The organism is Corynebacterium tuberculostearicum (genome assembly GCF_013408445.1).
Lineage (GTDB): Bacteria > Actinomycetota > Actinomycetes > Mycobacteriales > Mycobacteriaceae > Corynebacterium > Corynebacterium tuberculostearicum.
The window spans coordinates 1784659-1800569 of the sequence record NZ_JACBZL010000001.1; the positions used below are offsets into that span (position 1 = coordinate 1784659).

General features: G+C 60.0%; 12 protein-coding genes, 2 tRNA genes and 1 pseudogene. 7 read left to right on the top strand and 8 right to left on the bottom strand.

What is annotated here, in order from left to right; genetic code table 11:
• The first annotated feature begins 40 nt into the window (after positions 1–40).
• Complete coding sequence (gene gyrB, locus BJ985_RS08335) at positions 41–2110, top strand: DNA topoisomerase (ATP-hydrolyzing) subunit B (protein WP_179387176.1); 2070 nt, start codon at positions 41–43, stop codon at positions 2108–2110.
• Between the two features lie 69 nt (positions 2111–2179).
• Here the strand turns inward: gyrB and BJ985_RS08340 are convergent, their stop codons facing one another.
• Genes BJ985_RS08340 through BJ985_RS08360 form a run of 5 tightly spaced genes read right to left on the bottom strand, consistent with a single transcriptional unit; the run spans position 2180 to position 5039 of the window.
• The gene (locus tag BJ985_RS08340; protein ID WP_179387177.1) at positions 2180–3655 is read right to left on the bottom strand and encodes an MFS transporter; all 1476 of its coding nucleotides are present in this window, start codon (positions 3653–3655) and stop codon (positions 2180–2182) included.
• Between the two features lie 42 nt (positions 3656–3697).
• The gene (locus BJ985_RS08345; RefSeq protein ID WP_179387178.1) at positions 3698–4135 is read right to left on the bottom strand and encodes a DUF6918 family protein; all 438 of its coding nucleotides are present in this window, start codon (positions 4133–4135) and stop codon (positions 3698–3700) included.
• Positions 4136–4155: 20 nt separating this feature from the next.
• The gene (locus BJ985_RS08350) at positions 4156–4512 is read right to left on the bottom strand and encodes a hypothetical protein (protein WP_179387179.1); all 357 of its coding nucleotides are present in this window, start codon (positions 4510–4512) and stop codon (positions 4156–4158) included.
• 38 nt (positions 4513–4550) lie between these two features.
• Positions 4551–4811 (bottom strand): hypothetical protein, encoded by a 261-nt coding sequence (locus BJ985_RS08355; RefSeq protein WP_005325983.1) that lies wholly within the window; start codon positions 4809–4811, stop codon positions 4551–4553.
• Positions 4812–4817: 6 nt separating this feature from the next.
• Positions 4818–5039 carry a CopG family transcriptional regulator gene (locus tag BJ985_RS08360; RefSeq protein WP_005325982.1) on the bottom strand — a complete coding sequence of 74 codons (222 nt, stop codon included), beginning with the start codon at positions 5037–5039 and terminating at the stop codon, positions 4818–4820.
• A gap of 79 nt (positions 5040–5118) precedes the next feature.
• On the opposite strand from BJ985_RS08360, the gene gyrA reads away from it, so the two are divergent.
• From gyrA to BJ985_RS08380, 4 genes are all read left to right on the top strand, one after another.
• Positions 5119–7671: a DNA gyrase subunit A gene (gene gyrA / locus BJ985_RS08365; RefSeq protein ID WP_179387180.1), complete on the top strand. Its 2553-nt coding sequence runs from the start codon at positions 5119–5121 to the stop codon at positions 7669–7671.
• Positions 7672–7674: 3 nt separating this feature from the next.
• Positions 7675–8013, top strand: a complete 339-nt coding sequence (locus BJ985_RS08370; protein WP_049378050.1) for a DUF3566 domain-containing protein — start codon at positions 7675–7677, stop codon at positions 8011–8013.
• Positions 8014–8176: 163 nt separating this feature from the next.
• Positions 8177–8253 (top strand) — tRNA-Ile (locus BJ985_RS08375).
• A gap of 9 nt (positions 8254–8262) precedes the next feature.
• A tRNA-Ala gene (locus tag BJ985_RS08380) sits at positions 8263–8335 on the top strand.
• Positions 8336–8427: 92 nt separating this feature from the next.
• On the opposite strand, the gene BJ985_RS08385 is transcribed toward BJ985_RS08380, so the two are convergent.
• The 3 genes and pseudogenes from BJ985_RS08385 to BJ985_RS08395 all read right to left on the bottom strand — a co-directional run bounded on the left by BJ985_RS08385 (position 8428) and on the right by BJ985_RS08395 (position 12552).
• Positions 8428–10065 carry an IS30 family transposase gene (locus BJ985_RS08385; RefSeq protein WP_179387181.1) on the bottom strand — a complete coding sequence of 546 codons (1638 nt, stop codon included), beginning with the start codon at positions 10063–10065 and terminating at the stop codon, positions 8428–8430.
• Positions 10066–10187: 122 nt separating this feature from the next.
• Positions 10188–11294: pseudogene (locus tag BJ985_RS08390) on the bottom strand (IS1249 family transposase); the annotation flags it as partial.
• A gap of 23 nt (positions 11295–11317) precedes the next feature.
• Positions 11318–12552, bottom strand: a protein-coding gene (locus BJ985_RS08395) for an IS3 family transposase (protein ID WP_179387182.1) whose coding sequence is annotated in 2 segments (ribosomal slippage) — positions 11318–12264 and positions 12264–12552 — 1236 coding nt in all. Because the reading frame shifts where the segments join, the coding sequence is not laid out codon by codon here.
• A 375-nt stretch (positions 12553–12927) separates the two neighbouring features.
• On the opposite strand from BJ985_RS08395, the gene BJ985_RS08400 reads away from it, so the two are divergent.
• Together BJ985_RS08400 and BJ985_RS08405 are read left to right on the top strand one after the other, a co-directional pair.
• A complete protein-coding gene (locus BJ985_RS08400) occupies positions 12928–13431 on the top strand; it encodes an ECF transporter S component (protein ID WP_236587136.1) in 504 nt (167 codons plus the stop codon).
• 107 nt (positions 13432–13538) lie between these two features.
• Positions 13539–15785, top strand: a complete 2247-nt coding sequence (locus BJ985_RS08405) for an ATP-binding cassette domain-containing protein (RefSeq protein WP_236587137.1) — start codon at positions 13539–13541, stop codon at positions 15783–15785.
• Positions 15786–15911: the final 126 nt, after the last annotated feature.

Here is a 15911-nt window from a genome sequence, read left to right on the forward strand (position 1 = left end):
GTCTTAGAATTAGCTATAGCCAAAAGGAGAGCACGAATCCGTGGCTGAAGAACACGCATATGATGCCGGGTCAATTACGATCCTGGAGGGCCTCGAGGCCGTCCGTAAGCGCCCCGGCATGTACATTGGTTCGACCGGTTCGCGCGGCCTGCACCACCTCATTTGGGAGATCGTTGATAACTCCGTCGATGAGGCCATGGCCGGTTACGCCGATAAGGTTACCGTCAAGCTGCTGGAAGATGGCGGCGTCGAGGTCATCGATAATGGCCGTGGCATCCCGGTAGAAATGCACGCCTCTGGTGCACCTACCGTCCAAGTGGTCATGACCCAGCTGCACGCCGGCGGTAAGTTCGACTCCGACTCCTACGCCGTTTCTGGCGGCCTGCACGGCGTCGGTATTTCCGTGGTGAACGCGCTTTCTACCCGCGTGGAGGCGGAGATCAAGCGCGACGGCAAGCACTGGTACCAAAACTTCCAGAACGCCATCCCGGATGATCTGGTTGAGGGCGGCAATGCCCGCGGCACGGGCACCAAGATCCGCTTCTGGGCGGACCCGGAAGTTTTTGAAACTACCGAGTACGATTACGACACCATTGCCCGCCGCCTGCAGGAAATGGCCTTCCTGAATAAGGGCCTGAGCATTGAGCTCATTGATGAGCGCGTCACCGAAGAGCAGATCGAGCTGGAAGAGATCGCCGATGCAGAATCCGGCGAGACCAGCGCTGATGAGACTTCCTTCGATGATGCCCCGGACGCCGGCGATACCTTCAACGAAGAATCCGGCGAGGCGAAGGACGCTGCGGCAGAGAAGAAGCGCCGCAAGAAGGTAACCTTCCACTACCCGGATGGCTTGACCGACTACGTCAAGTACCTCAATAAGTCCAAGACCGCGATCCACCCGACCATCGTTTCCTTCGATGCGAAGGGCGAGGATCACGAGGTAGAGGTAGCGCTGCAGTGGAACCAGGGCTATAAGCAGTCCGTTCACACCTTTGCCAATACCATCAACACCCATGAGGGCGGCACGCACGAAGAGGGCTTCCGTGCGGCCCTGACCTCCCTGATGAACCGCTACGCCAAGGAGCATAAGCTTCTCAAGGAAAAGGACGGCAACCTCTCCGGCGATGACTGCCGCGAAGGCTTGGCGGCCGTCATTTCCGTCAAGGTGGGCGATCCGCAGTTCGAGGGCCAGACCAAGACCAAGCTGGGCAATTCCGAGATCAAGGGCTTTGTCCAGCGCGCGGTCAACGAGCACGTCAATGACTGGTTCGATGCCAACCCGGCTGAGGCGAAGGCCATTATTAATAAGGCCGTGTCTTCCGCGCATGCTCGCATGGCTGCCCGCAAGGCTCGCGAGATGGTGCGCCGCAAGTCCGCCACCGACCTTGGCGGCCTGCCGGGCAAGCTCGCCGATTGCCGCTCGAAGGATCCGAAGATTTCCGAGCTCTACATCGTGGAGGGCGACTCCGCAGGCGGCTCCGCTAAGGGCGGCCGCGATTCCATGTTCCAGGCCATCCTGCCGCTGCGCGGCAAGATCCTGAACGTGGAGAAGGCCCGCATGGATAAGGTCCTCAAGAATGCCGAGGTCCAGGCGATCATTACCGCGCTGGGTACCGGCATTCACGAGGAATTCGATATCAAGAAGCTGCGCTACGACAAGATCGTGCTCATGGCCGATGCCGACGTGGACGGCCAGCACATTGCGACGCTGCTTCTGACCTTGCTCTTCCGCTTTATGCCGCAGCTGGTTGAGGACGGCCACGTGTTCCTGGCTAACCCGCCGCTGTACAAGCTCAAGTGGTCTAAGGGTACTCCGGGCTATGCTTTTTCCGACGCCGAGCGCGATAAGCTGCTGGCCGAGGGCCTGGAGCAAAACCGCAAGATCAATAAGGATGACGGCATCCAGCGCTACAAGGGTCTGGGCGAGATGAACGCCGCCGAGCTGTGGGAGACCACGCTTGACCCGAGCACCCGCATCCTGCGCCGCGTGGACTTGGAAGACGCGCAGCGCGCCGATGAGCTCTTCTCCATCCTCATGGGTGATGATGTCTCGGCCCGCCGCTCCTTCATTACCCGCCGCGCGAAGGACGTCCGCTTCCTGGATATCTAAAGCGCAGCATGAAGCCCACCGTGGAATTACCGCGGTGGGCTTTAATTGTGGCGTCGGAAAGCGCCGGGCCTAGGCCTGGGAGCTGCGCTGATCCGCTATGGCGAATCCCAGGGAAGCGAGGCACATCGCCAGAATGACGCCGAAGCCGGCAATGATGGACAGCGGCCAGTCGGCGCTCGTGCCGTGCAAGGTGGCAAAAACGATGGCCGTAATAACGGCAAGTCCAATGGCCGTACCGATGCGCTGGCCGGTTTGGAGGACGGCGCCGGACGATCCGGCGTAGGCCTGTGGAACATGCGCCAAGGTGAGCGTTTGGTTGGGAGAGATGACCGAGCCTTGCCCGCCGCCAACAAGGGCCAGCGAAAGGACCATCCACCATTCGCTAGCGCCCCATTGCTCGGTGGCCCAGATGAGCGCAATGGTGGCAATGAGGCCGGAGATCGTCACGAGCATGCCCAGCACCACGACTTTGCGGCCGTGGACGGATACGGATCGGCCGGCCAGCGTGGCAGATATGGAGCTCAACAAGGCAGCCGGAATGCCTACGGAGCCGGCAGCCAAGGCGGAGTGTCCGAGCCCGCTTTGGAAGTAAAGTGCCACGAGCACCCAAATGCTGGTAATGCCCATAAACCACAAGGTGGCGATGATGGTTCCATTGCGAAAACTCGGGGTGGCAAAGATAGTCAGATCTACCATGGGCGGATGGCCAGTGGCCTTGTGGTGGCGCTCCCACAGCACCCATCCCACAAGGAGGACGGCGCCCAGCAGTAGGAGCCACCACACGGCCGGGGAGGCGGACGATTCCATGAAGGGGAAGAGGATGGCCCACACCGCAGCGCCGAGAATCACCGCACCGATGGGATCCAGGGTGGCAAGGGCCTTGAAGATGCTCAGTTTATTGCCATTTTTATCGCGCACGCGGGAAAACAGCGGCCGCGGAAACCACAGCAATCCTAAGATGATGGCAATAAGGCCGACGGGGAAATTGACCAGCATGGTCAGCCGCCAGCCTAGGTCGGCGCCGCCGAGGCGAATGAGCAGGCCGCCCAGTACCGGTCCGATAGCCACAGCGATGCCCACCGTGGAGCCAAAGTAGCCGAAGGCGCGGGCGCGCTCCGGACCGCGGAAGTACTGCTGGATCATTCCCACGCCCTGCGGATTGAGTAGGCCAGCGCCTATGCCTTGGATAAAGCGGGCGGCGTTGAGTGCTTCCGCGTTGGGGGCAAAGCCGGCCACGGCGGCGCTGAGGGAATAGATGGCAATGCCCGCTAGAAAAATGCCGCCGCGGCCGACGAGATCTCCCGCGCGGCCGGCCGCCACAAGGATGACACCAAAGGTGAGTGCATAACCGGAGAGCACCCATTGCACATCGGATTCAGAGGCTCCCAGGCCCGATTGAATCGAGGGCAGGGCTACGTTCACGATGGACACGCTCAGCAGGGACATGAACAGCGCCGTGAGCAAAACGATAAGTACCCGCCAGCGGGCGGGATCTTGGCCGGCGGGGTACTCGGTTTGGTTAGCTGCGGAAGTAGTCACTTCCACACTTATACTCTGCGGTTTGTTCTAGGTTCAACCGCGCGGAAACTACATGTGTTTTTGCAGCACGCGGCCGAAATCCGGCACCGCAGGGGTGAGGAATTTCGAGGCCTTGCCGCGCAAGGAGTTATACGGCTTAGACAGCGCGGGGGAGTTAATCTGCTTGGCGTGCTTATCGGCCACCGACATGATGGAATCGCTCACCTGGGCGCTGCGGGGCTCCAGGAAGGAACCGAAATCCTGCTCGGAGGTTTCCGAAAATTCCTGCCAGTGCGGATCCAGGGCATCGAGGATATCCGGCAGCACGCGGCCTAGGGCCTTGGTGATGATGGCGGAGTCGACCTTCTTCGCGGCGGCGACGGCGCCCTTGAGCGCCATGCCGGTAATGCCCGATTGCTTGGCGACGACCCCCTCAACCAGCTCGCCGCAATCGTTAATCACCGCAGTGCGCTGCGGACCTGACATAAGTTCAGAAAGATGTGCCATGCTGCACCACCTTACGCGAGTTAGGCGGGCTGGCCCGGCAGGCCAGGGAGGTTGGCCTGGATGGAAGCAATCTGATCGGCGATCTGGTTCAAGCCAGCATCGCGGGCAGCTTTCTCCAGATCCACGTTAGGGGAGTAAAGGGCCACGGCGCTGGCCAGCGCGGTGACGCCGGCGGCCGCTGCGGTGATAATCAGGGTGAGATCCAGCTGGGAAGAACCGGTAGAGGAACCACCGGCCTCGCCCGGCTGAAAGTCCGGATTTACCGTTTCTTTCCAGGAATCGGCATCAGCGGCGGTGGCGGTAGGAGCAGTGACGGCGGTGGCAGCTAGCGCCACAACGGTCAGGCCTGAGGCGGCAATCTTCTTGAAGCGGGACATGGTGGTAGTTCCTTTCTTGGGTCACTATCCCCAGTAACTTAGGTAACTTCTTTAACACTAAGGTAGACGCGCGCGCTGAACTTTGCGAACTCTGCGTTATACCCGCTCAGCGCCGGCACGCGGGCTAATACCTCCGCCATGGCGCGGGCGGCATCGCGGTGGTTGTCATGAATGGCTATTCCCTCCACCTTGGCGGTGCTGGCAGCCGCCGCGGCCGCCAGGGCGGCAAAGTTGGTGATGCGGACGTTAAGGCGAGCGCAAAACTCGCGGGCCAAGAGGTAGAGCTGTTCAGTAGTCATGCTTGCCTAGGACTGTGCGGGCCGGGCACGGCGGATTTCCGCCTCCAGCTCAGCGCGGCCGGGGAGGAGGGCGCGGGCGGTGGACTGCACGTGGGCGTCGGCAAGCGTGCGGGCTGCCGCCGCAACAATGGCCCGCACCACCGCCTCGTGCTTGGAGGTGCCCTGCGCGGAGGCCAGCAGCGTGAGCGCGTGATCCTGCTCGTCCGTAAGTCGCAATGTCATCGCCATGCCTAAAGTGATACCACGGTGATACCACCCGTGCGGCAATTCGAGTCCTGAAAAGCGCTAGAGGGTAGAATTTGGGGCTATGAGTGACAATAACGACGATCTTTTTGATCGCATATTTCCCATTGACATTAATGAGGAGATGGAGTCGAGCTACATCGACTACGCCATGTCCGTCATCGTTGGCCGCGCCCTGCCGGAGGTGCGCGATGGCCTGAAGCCGGTGCACCGCCGCATCCTCTACGCGATGTTCGATTCCGGTTACCGCCCGGAGCGCGGCTACGTGAAGTCCGCCCGCCCGGTCTCGGACACCATGGGTCAGTTCCACCCGCACGGTGACTCCGCCATCTATGACACCTTGGTGCGTCTGGCCCAGTCCTGGAACATGCGCTATCCGCTGGTGGATGGCCAGGGTAACTTCGGTTCCCGCGGTAACGATGGCCCGGCAGCAATGCGTTATACGGAGTGTAAGCTCACCCCGCTGGCCATGGAGATGGTGCGCGATATCCGCGAGAACACCGTGGACTTCTCTCCCAACTACGATGGCAAGACCAGCGAGCCAGACGTCCTGCCGTCCCGCGTTCCGAACCTACTCATGAACGGTTCGGGCGGCATTGCCGTGGGTATGGCCACCAATATTCCGCCGCATAACCTCAACGAGCTGGCCGAGGCTATCTACTGGATGCTGGATAATCCAGACGCCGATGAAGAGGCTGCGCTGGAAGCCTGCATGGAACGCGTCAAGGGCCCGGATTTCCCCACCGCTGGCCTCATTGTGGGCGATCAGGGCATCAAGGATGCCTACACCACTGGCCGCGGCTCCATCCGCATGCGCGGCGTGACCTCCATCGAGGAGTCTGGATCCCGTCAGACCATCGTCATTACGGAGCTGCCGTTCCAGGTCAACCCGGATAACCTCATCTCTAATATCGCGGAGTCCGTGGCCAGCGGCAAGATCGCGGGCATCTCCAAGATTGAGGATGAGTCCTCCGACCGCGTGGGCATGCGCATCGTGGTCACCCTTAAGCGCGACGCTGTGGCCCGCGTGGTGCTCAATAACCTCTACAAGCACTCCCAGCTGCAGACCTCCTTCGGTGCCAACATGCTCTCCATTGTTGACGGCGTGCCGCGCACCCTCCGCCTGGATCAGATGCTGCGCTACTACGTGGAGCACCAGATCGAGGTCATCGTTCGCCGTACCCAGTACCGCCTGAACGAGGCCGAGAAGCGCGCCCACATCTTGCGCGGCTTGGTCAAGGCCCTGGACATGCTGGATGAGGTCATCGCCCTTATCCGTCGTTCGCCCACCGTAGACGAGGCGCGCGAAGGCTTGAAGGAGCTTCTCGACGTCGACGATATCCAGGCCGATGCCATCCTCGCCATGCAGCTGCGCAAGCTGGCTGCACTGGAGCGCCAGAAGATCATCGACGAGTTGGCCGAGATCGAGCTCGAGATTGCTGACCTGAAGGACATCCTTGCCCGCGAGGAGCGCCAGCGTCAGATTGTCCACGATGAGCTGGCAGAGATCGTCGATAAGTATGGCGATGAACGCCGCACCGAGATCATCCCGGCCACCGGCGATGTCACCGATGAGGACCTCATTGCCCGCGAGAACGTCGTGGTCACCATTACCTCCACCGGCTACGCTAAGCGAACCAAGGTGGATTCCTATAAGGCGCAAAAGCGCGGCGGCAAGGGCGTGCGCGGCGCTGAGCTCAAGCAGGACGATATTGTGAAGAACTTCTTCGTCTGCTCCACGCACGACTGGATCTTGTTCTTTACCAACTTCGGCCGTGTCTACCGTCTTAAGGCCTATGAGCTGCCCGAGGGCGGTCGCGCCGCACGCGGCCAGCACGTGGCTAACCTGCTGGAATTCCAGCCGGAAGAAAAGATCGCACAGGTCATCCAGATTCAGTCCTACGAGGACGCTCCTTACTTGGTCCTCGCCACCCAGCAGGGCCGCGTGAAGAAGTCCCGCCTGACCGATTATGAGTCCGCGCGTTCCGCTGGCCTTATCGCCATTAACCTCAACGAGGGCGATGCGCTCATCGGCGCACAGCTCGTCTCCGAGGGCGATGACATCCTGCTTACCTCCGAGCAGGGCCAAGCTATCCGCTTTACTGCCGACGACGACCAGCTGCGCCCCATGGGCCGCGCTACCGCCGGTGTGAAGGGCATGCGCTTCCGCGGCGATGATCAGCTGCTATCCATGTCCGTGGTCCACGATGGCGAGTTCCTTCTGGTCGCCACCTCTGGCGGCTACGGCAAGCGCACTGCCATTGAGGAATACACCCCGCAGGGCCGCGGTGGCTTGGGTGTTATGACCTTCAAGTACACCCCGAAGCGCGGCAAGCTCATCGGCGCCATCTCCGTCGATGAGGATGACGAGATCTTCGCCATCACCTCCGCCGGCGGCGTCATCCGCACCGAGGTAGACCAGATTCGTCCGTCCTCCCGTGCGACCATGGGCGTGCGCTTGGTGAACCTGGCCGACGACGTCGAACTGCTTGCCATCGACCGCAACGTCGAAGAAGATGGTGAGGAAGACGCTCAGGCTGTAGCCAAGGGCGAAAAGACCGTGGATGAGGTCCAACAGGAGCACAAGGCTGGCGATGCTTCCAAGGATGAGGAGTAATTAATGGCACGACGAGACGTAACGATTACGCGAATCTCGCCCACTTCCGCGTTCCGCGTTGGTCTGGCCTTGTCACTCGTCGGACTCATTGCCTGGATGCTGGCCGTATGCCTGCTCTACATCGGCCTGAACCAGGTGGGCATCTGGGAATCGCTCAATAGCCTCGTCGGCGGCGTGGGCGGCGGATTCGAGGTCACCTTCGGTGTCATTATCTCCGCCTCCGCGCTCATCGGCGTTATTTTCGCCGTTCTCCTTACGTTGCTGGCACCACTGATGGCGGTTATTTATAACGCCATCGTGGACGTCTTTGGCGGCCTGCGAGTCGACTTAGACAACCGCTAGCACCTCTCTTGTGTTGGAAGATGCCGGTACCTTCGGGTGCCGGTATTTTTCTTTCTTTTGTGCGAATCTTTCCCCTTCTTCTTACCGGCCGGAAATATCTGTTGAGCAGGCGATTTGTGTAAATCCGGGGATAGTATGTAGAGTTAATCCTCGTTCCGCACAAGGGCCTATAGCTCAGTCGGTTAGAGCGCATCGCTGATAACGATGAGGTCGCTGGTTCGATTCCAGCTAGGCCCACCACGGAACAATGGGGCATTAGCTCAATTGGTAGAGCATCTGCTTTGCAAGCAGAAGGTCAGGAGTTCGATTCTCCTATGCTCCACAGCATAAAGTCCGGCTTCCTCTTTGGAGGGGCCGGACATTTTTCATTTCCGCGCTCATGGCGGATTCTAGGGGTCGTTGCAACGATGATGGTTAGTTTGGTTTGATGCTACCGGTTTGTGTGAGGGCGTTGGTCATGACTTCGGCTGGGGTGCGCCAGTTGAGTGCTTTGCGTGGTTTGTGGTTGTGAATGTTGGCGATCATTTCTAGGTCCTCGGCGCTGTAGATGGACAGGTCGCTGTTTTTGGGAAGGTTTCTTCTGAGCCTGCCGTTGGTGTTTTCGTTGCTGCCGCGTTCCCATGGTGATCCTGGGTGACAGAAGTAGATGGGAATGTCAGTGGCCATGGTAAAGGCTTTATGACCAGCCATTTCGCTTCCTTGGTCCCAGGTAATTGATGACCAGATAGCTTTATCGATTCCTGTAACTGCCTTGTGCAGGGCTGTGAATACTTCTTTGCTGGTATGCCTTCCTGGTAGGTGGCCAAGGACAACAAATCGGCTAACACGTTCTACTAGCGTGATTACCGCTGATTGGTTGTTTTTACCGAGGATGAGGTCGCCTTCCCAGTGGCCTGGCAAAATACGTTCACTTACCTCATCTGGTCGGTCGTCTATGAGGATCATGTCGTCGACGAAGCGTTGCTGGGCAGGTGTGCTGGAGCGGGTTTGGCGTTTCTTGCGTTTCTTTCTACCGGTCGGCAAGTTCAGGCCAAGGTCTTTGAGTCTTCCTTTGGCCTGCAGGTAAAAGGCGTCATAAATCGTTTCGTGACTAATGCGCATGTCCTTATCAGTGGGGTAGTCGATGGGCAGGCGATTAGAAATCTCCTCAGGTGACCATTGTGCCCGCAATTGTGCGCATACATAGTCCCATAGTCTTTTGTTGGCTAGTAGTTTCGGTATTTTCGGCCGTAATCTGCGCGCACAGGCCTTTAACTGGGCTGTTTCTGCACGATACGGGCCTTGAGCACTGTGGTTTCTGCGTACTTCACGCTGAATTGACGATGCACTTCGCCCTAAACGGCGCCCAATCTCACGCAGTGGCACATCTTCGCGGAGAAGGTCGGCGATGATGACGCGTTCTTCGAAGCAAATGTAGCGATTGCTGATGCGTTTATACGGATCTACCCCGCTAGGTAAGGCGGGAGGGGCAAGCCTTCCGGATTCGATGACATCATGGCGTTGGCGCAGCGCTTTCATAAGTCTGTTATACGTGCTGGCGTCTTCGCCGACGGGTATGAACTCTTCTCGTCGACCCTGGGATTTGGTGAGTCCTTTTTCGAAATCTAAAGACAGTCGACGATCAATTCCTACTGCCGTGCCAGCATCACCACTAGGCAGGCTCGCCAGCCGAAGGCGCAGGTATTCCACTCTTAACTGCGTCTGGCGGACTTTCCGAGCATACTGACTTAACCGGATATGGCACCCAGCTTCCGTAGCTACGGCATACGCAGCGGTAAGATGCATCCCACATCTTTTAGCAGCTTGGCGTACCGACAGTCCGCTTCGGACTAGCTCTACAAGCTGGACAGCCTGGCTGCCGCGGCGATCAACTCGTTTGGCTTTATACACGACTGGCAATCCAAAGGCATGGCAAAAATTCAAAGCATGCCCGTAATGACAGCCAAGCTCACCAGCCGCCGAACGGACACTACGCCCACTGCCAACCAAGGCAACTAAGCCACGACGATCCGATTCAGACAACGAATGAAACGGGCCAACAACCTCAGACACAACAACACCCTCCTAAGGGAAAGTGTTGCAACGACCCTCTGAACTCAAGCATTCTCAGGCTTAAACGACAGAATGTGTTGTTTTTGGCGTGTCGGGCTAAACGACATTTTGTGTTGGTGGGGTTAGCGTATGTGGCCTTTGCGTATTCCCATAGAGTGGTTGTAGGCAGTGTCGATGGCATTGTCGTAGGTTGCTGGTTGGCCGTCTTCGTGGCCGCTGGTGGCTTGTTTTTGCTGGTTGGCTAGGGTTTGTGCTTTGGCGAGTGCGTCCTGGCTCCAGTTTTGCTGCCTGGCGATCTCTACAGGGTCGTCAGGCAGTTGCGTGTGGAGGTATAACCACCAGTCGCAGGCGATGCGCTGTTGTTCGTCGCGCAGTCCGCGGTGGGTGTGCATAAGTTGCTTAATTTGTGAGTTCACCCCGCCTTCTAGCTTGTTGGTCGTGCGTTCAAACCGTTGGCCTTCTTCGGCTTCGGTGAGGTAGGCAAAGAGGTGTCCTTGTTGGCTCATTTTCTTTAGCTGCAGGTAGATTCCGCGGTGAGTGTAGTGGGTGTACCACCACTTTTTGTTCCGGCGCTTGGACTTTGGAATCTGGTCGAAGGGAACGTCTTTGACGTAGGTTTTGGCTTTGAGCTGGGTGCTAAATACGGTGCCGAACTGTTGTAGTTTTACGGTCCATTCGGCTGCTTTATCCAGGTTGTCGACGGCGAGTAGTTCAAAGGAAAGTCGTTGTAATGCTTTGCCCATAGCGGAAGTGGGATGAAGGCCGGTGGCGCGTTGGATATTGCGTTTGACGTGGACAATGCAGCGTTGAACCGGGGTATTAGGCCACAAGTGGTGCAGTGCTTTAAGGCCTCCGGCATCCCCATCGCAGGTGACCAATTGTGGTGGGGCTAGTGGGTCGAGCAGGCGCGTGTAGGACCACGAGGATTCTTTCGTGCACCAGAACCAATTGATGACATGGCTGGAGTCGGCAGCTACAACAAGGCACTTGGTGTTGAAGTAGGTGCCGTCGATGAAGACTTGATCGTAGATTCGCTGCTTATCAACGCTTCGGGGAGGTTGGATAAGCCAGAACGGTTTAAAGCGTCGCTGCAAAGTTCGCGTTGAAACACCGCAGGTTTTAGCGGTTTCTGCCAGGCTGTGGCCTGACATGAGCCAGGCAATGAAAAGGCGGAACCATTTGGCTTGCACGGCATCGTTATTCACGCGGGTGAAGGTGGCTTTGCAGGTGTGAAGTGTCCCGGGTTTTGTTCCTAGGCATTTGCCTTGATTTCCATTATTTCTTGGGCCGGGTTGGTTTCCCAAAACTCTGACTCAACCTCAGCTGGCGTGCGATAGCCGAGACTTTGGTGAAGCCGTACCTCGTTCCACCAATTAACCCATTCAAACGTCGCGATCTCCACGTCAACCACGCTGTCCCACGACCGCCGATGAATCAGCTCATTTTTGTAGGAACCGTTGACGTTTTCGGCCAAAGCATTGTCATAGGAATCTCCTACTGTCCCGGTAGAGGCAGCAATTCCATACTCAGCCAGCCGTTCGTTGTAGACAATGCTGACGTACTGTGAGCCATGATCTGAATGATGAATCAGCCCCGTTGTTTCCTTCGCGCTGACAATCGCCTGATTAAGCGCCTGCAGCGGCAGCGCCTCGGTACGCATTGAATCAGATAGTGCCCACCCGACGATCCTTCGGGAGAACACGTCGGTAACAAAAGCGGTGTACACGAATCCTTTTCTAGTGCGCACATAAGTAATATCGGCCACCCACAATCGGGCCGGTGCCGGGGCGTTGAACTTGCGATTAACTAAATCAGGACGCAGATCTGGTCCCTTCGGCTTGCGGGTAGTAATAGGAGACTTACCTTTACCTTTGCCTCTGACTCCAGCAAGACGCATCAGGCGTGCGGTCTGCTCACGGCCAATGTCGATTCCTTCACGGCGCAGAGTATGCCACATCTTACGGATGCCGTAGACGCTAAAATTTTCTTCATGGACCTCGGCGATGTGCGCGACTAGAGCAGCGTCACGAAGACTGCGGGCACTCATACCACGGGCTTTTGATTGGCGGTATCCACGGGACGTGATGAAACCGCCAACACGGTGGGTGTTTAACGTCTCGCAAATGAACTCGATGGAGAAACGATCCCGATACTCATCGATGAACCGGATCATTTCCGACGTTTTGGGTCGAGTTCCGACGCGAAAAAAGCCGAGGCAGCCTTCAGTAGCTCATTGGTGTCGCGTAGCTCTTGATTTTCACGGCGTAGCCTCGCGTTTTCCGCGGCCAAGTCTTCAGGCACAGGTTCTGGGATGCTTCCCGCACGACGGGCCTGCTGGGTCCACTGACGAGCCGTATGCCATGAAACCCCCAACTTTGGAGCTACTGCCTGGCACGCGGCTTGCATCGACATATTTTCCGCCAAGATACGGTCCTCTACAAGACGGACCACACGGTCCTTCGCATCCTGGTCAAATTTTCTTGGCATATTCCAGATTTTCCCATCTACTCAGACGGAACAAAACCTGGGACACTTCACAATCGGGTGGACAGACTATGAATCTTCGGCGCCCTGAGGTGGAACTGCTAACAACGAAATGGGGGGGGAACGGGGGGCAAAGTCAATAATTCGAGTCTGGCATAAGTTGATAAGGATTGCCTAACCTAATACTGTTTCAAGTTGTGGTCCCGATCGGGAATCGGCAACGGAAGCGAGGCGGCGACGATGAACAGAAAACGTGGATCGACCAGAGAACCCCTCTCCGGAGGGGGAGTCGGGGACGCGGGCCCGGACGGGACGGACGACGGGCGGTTGGTGCACGTCGCACCGGTCGCAGCGGGTGGCCGACCATCCACCCGCGATATGCTCGTCGCCGCCGCGATCGGCGTCGCGGGGTCTCTCGTCGTCGTGCCCCTGACCTACCTGCAGGTGTTCGCCGGCATCGCCCACGTTTATCTCGTCGCGGCGACGCTCGGGTTGTGGTTCCTGCAGTGCGTCGTTCCCCTCATCGTCGTCCGCAAGCCTGGCGCGAGCCTCATCGCGTGCCTTGCCATGGGCGTCGTGTCCGCGGCGACCACTCCGTTCGGCGTCGCCGCGATCGGGGCGCTGATCATGGAAGGATTGCTCATCGAGCTTCCGTTCATGGTCACCCTGTACCGGCGGTGGACGCGTCCCCAGTTCGTGGCGTCGGCGATGTTGTTCTCCGCGATGATGGGAACGATGGCCCCGCGCGCAGTTGGCGTCAACTCGCCGACCACGCCCATGACCCTGATCAGCTTCGGCGTAGCCTTGGCATCGAGCCTGGTGTTTTTGGTCCTGGGCTTTGCCGTCGCAAAGGGTCTTCGCAGCCGCGAGGTCACCCGGTGACCGGCGGAGCACCCGTGTGCGCCGGTGCGACACGCGGGACGGCCCCGGCCCGGTTACGGGTCAGTGGCGCGGGCGTGCGGCACGCCGATGGGCGATGGGCACCTGACATGGTGGATCTCTCCTTCGATTTCGGCACGATCAACGTCATTACGGGACCCGTGGGATGCGGAAAGACGAGCCTGGCCCACCTCATCGCTGGACTGATCCCCTCGCACATCCCCATCGACCATGCCGGATCCGTGCATATCGTCGATGCCGACGGCACCGAATGCCCCGTGGACGGGGACCGGGTCACCTTCGTCGGGCAAGACCCAGCGACGCAGGTGCTCACGCTTCGAGTCGTCGATGACGTATCCATGGCCCTCGAGTTTTCCCTCGTGGAAGCTGACATCGTCGCCAAGCGATCAGCCGCGGCCCTGTCAGAGCTCGGGCTGTCAGAGCTCGCGGAGAAGGATCCGTGGGCTTTGTCGGGCGGGCAACGCCAGCGGATGGCCATCGCCGGTGCGGTGGCCAGTGCGCCGGAGGTCATGATCTTCGACGAGCCCGCGGCCCACGTCGACGAGGATGGTCGCCGGTCGCTGTTCGCCGCTATCCGTGAATTGCGGGCTCCGGGGCGCGTCATCCTGCTCATCGAGCACGACCTCCGCCCGTTCGACGGGTGGGTCGACACGGTGACAATCCTTGATGTGGACGGGAGCGTCGCCGCCCAACGAGCGTCGGAGGGCATCGCGGTGAGGGGCATTGCGACGACGGCCGCGACCACCGGAACGCCGGACGACAGTACGCCGGGCACGGGAGCGCCGGACCGTCCCGGTCCGGACCGGCGGCGAAAGTCCCGGAGGGCCGGGAATGGCACCGATCCGGATTCGGAGGCGGATGCCGTTCCGCTGCTGGCCTTGACCGGAGCCAACGTGGCCCGGGGCGGGGAGCGGATCCTGAACGGGGCTGATCTGACACTGGAACGGGGCGAGATCCATGCTCTAGTCGGCGCCAACGGAGCCGGTAAGTCCACCTTGCTGGCGGTGCTGTCGGGCCAGATGAAGGCGGGAGCGGACATACGGATCGACGGCGAGTCCGCCCGGCGCGCCCCCGACGCCTTCGCGTCGTGGGCGTTCCAGAACCCCGAGCACCAGTTCACCCGTGCGACCGTCGCCGCGGAAATCGCCTCCGCGCTGGCCGGCACGGACCCGCACGGACCACTCGGCGCCGATGAGCTGAGGAAACTGCGGGAAGCCTTGTGCCCCCGGGCACTTGACCCTGTCTCGCCGTTCGTCCTGTCGGGCGGACAGAAAAGACTGTTGGGAATCTTCCTAGCGGCGGCGGCCAATCGCCGTTTGCTGCTTCTCGACGAGCCGTTGGCGCACCTGGATTCGCCGAGCTCGCGCATCGTACTGGATGCGCTGGCGGAATACGCCGGGGCCGGCGGAACCGTTGTGTTCACGTGCCACGACCGCCGTGCCGCGCGAACGTGGGCGGATCGGGCGAGCATCGTCGCCGAAGGGAAGGTCGCCTGGTCTGGTCCCGCGGCCGACGTGCCGGCTGCCCCGGAGCCGTCCCGGCGGGATCGCGCACTGCCCGCGGCCGGCGCAGGGACGTCCGGGAATGAAAACCCCTGGACCAGTGAAGCCGCCCCTCGAAGACGCGCAGGGTTGAACGCCATCACGATTGTCGCGGCGGTGATGCTCGTCGTCGCCGCCGGGCTGCTCTCCGGCGGAGACGCCGTTGTCGCGCTGACGGTGGTCGCGTTCCTCGCACTCGCTGCGATCGCGGAACGCGACGTTCGGGCGACGGCAGGGAAGGTCCTCCTCGTCCTGTTGAGCGGGGTGTTCTTCGGCTTGATCGGGTGGCGCTCCGAGTTCTATGGAGGTGGGGATGCGGCGGAGGCCGTCCGCCACGGCATCCATCACGGACTGCTGTTGACGGCCGTGTTCGCGGGGACAGTCCTGGTCTCCGCGTGCATGCGCGTCGAGGAGCTTTTCGACGCCATGGTGCAACGCCTCCGGGTGCCCTACACATGGTGCACCATAGCGATTTCCGGGGTGAGCATCGCGGCGTTCCTGCGCAGCGAAATCCCCCAGCTGACATGGGCGATTAGATTGCGCTCGATGCGACCAGGGCAGTTTTTCCGCTCCGGTTTCATTCGCGCGACGACGCCCGCGCGCATCGCCTTCCCCTTGTTCGTCAGCGCCGTGCGCGGCGCCGAAAAGCTGTCCCTGACCCTGGCGATGCGCAACTTCGGCCGCCATCCGCGGCGTACCTTCCGCACCGATCATCCCTGGCGAGTGCGTGACGGTTTCGCGGCCGCAGCGTCCGCCGCGGCCTTCGTTGCCGCCCTGGTGTCCGCAGTGACTTGACGGGCACCCGGAACCGGCGGGCCCCGAGCCCGCGAGCGTTTCCGAGCCTGTGCGGAGACGCGCCCCACCCAGTTGCTTCACCCCTTCAACCCTTCAGACACACCCTCCGGGTCACGCCATGCGGGC

Coding starts and splice junctions, on each gene's coding strand:
- BJ985_RS08360 (WP_005325982.1), bottom strand. CDS start 5,039: ATGGCGATGACATTGCGACTTACGGACGAGCAGGATCACGCGCTCACG.
- BJ985_RS08350 (WP_179387179.1), bottom strand. CDS start 4,512: ATGTCCCGCTTCAAGAAGATTGCCGCCTCAGGCCTGACCGTTGTGGCG.
- BJ985_RS08400 (WP_236587136.1), top strand. CDS start 12,928: ATGCTCGTCGCCGCCGCGATCGGCGTCGCGGGGTCTCTCGTCGTCGTG.
- BJ985_RS08405 (WP_236587137.1), top strand. CDS start 13,539: ATGGTGGATCTCTCCTTCGATTTCGGCACGATCAACGTCATTACGGGA.
- BJ985_RS08355 (WP_005325983.1), bottom strand. CDS start 4,811: ATGACTACTGAACAGCTCTACCTCTTGGCCCGCGAGTTTTGCGCTCGC.
- BJ985_RS08370 (WP_049378050.1), top strand. CDS start 7,675: ATGGCACGACGAGACGTAACGATTACGCGAATCTCGCCCACTTCCGCG.
- BJ985_RS08345 (WP_179387178.1), bottom strand. CDS start 4,135: ATGGCACATCTTTCTGAACTTATGTCAGGTCCGCAGCGCACTGCGGTG.
- gyrA (WP_179387180.1), top strand. CDS start 5,119: ATGAGTGACAATAACGACGATCTTTTTGATCGCATATTTCCCATTGAC.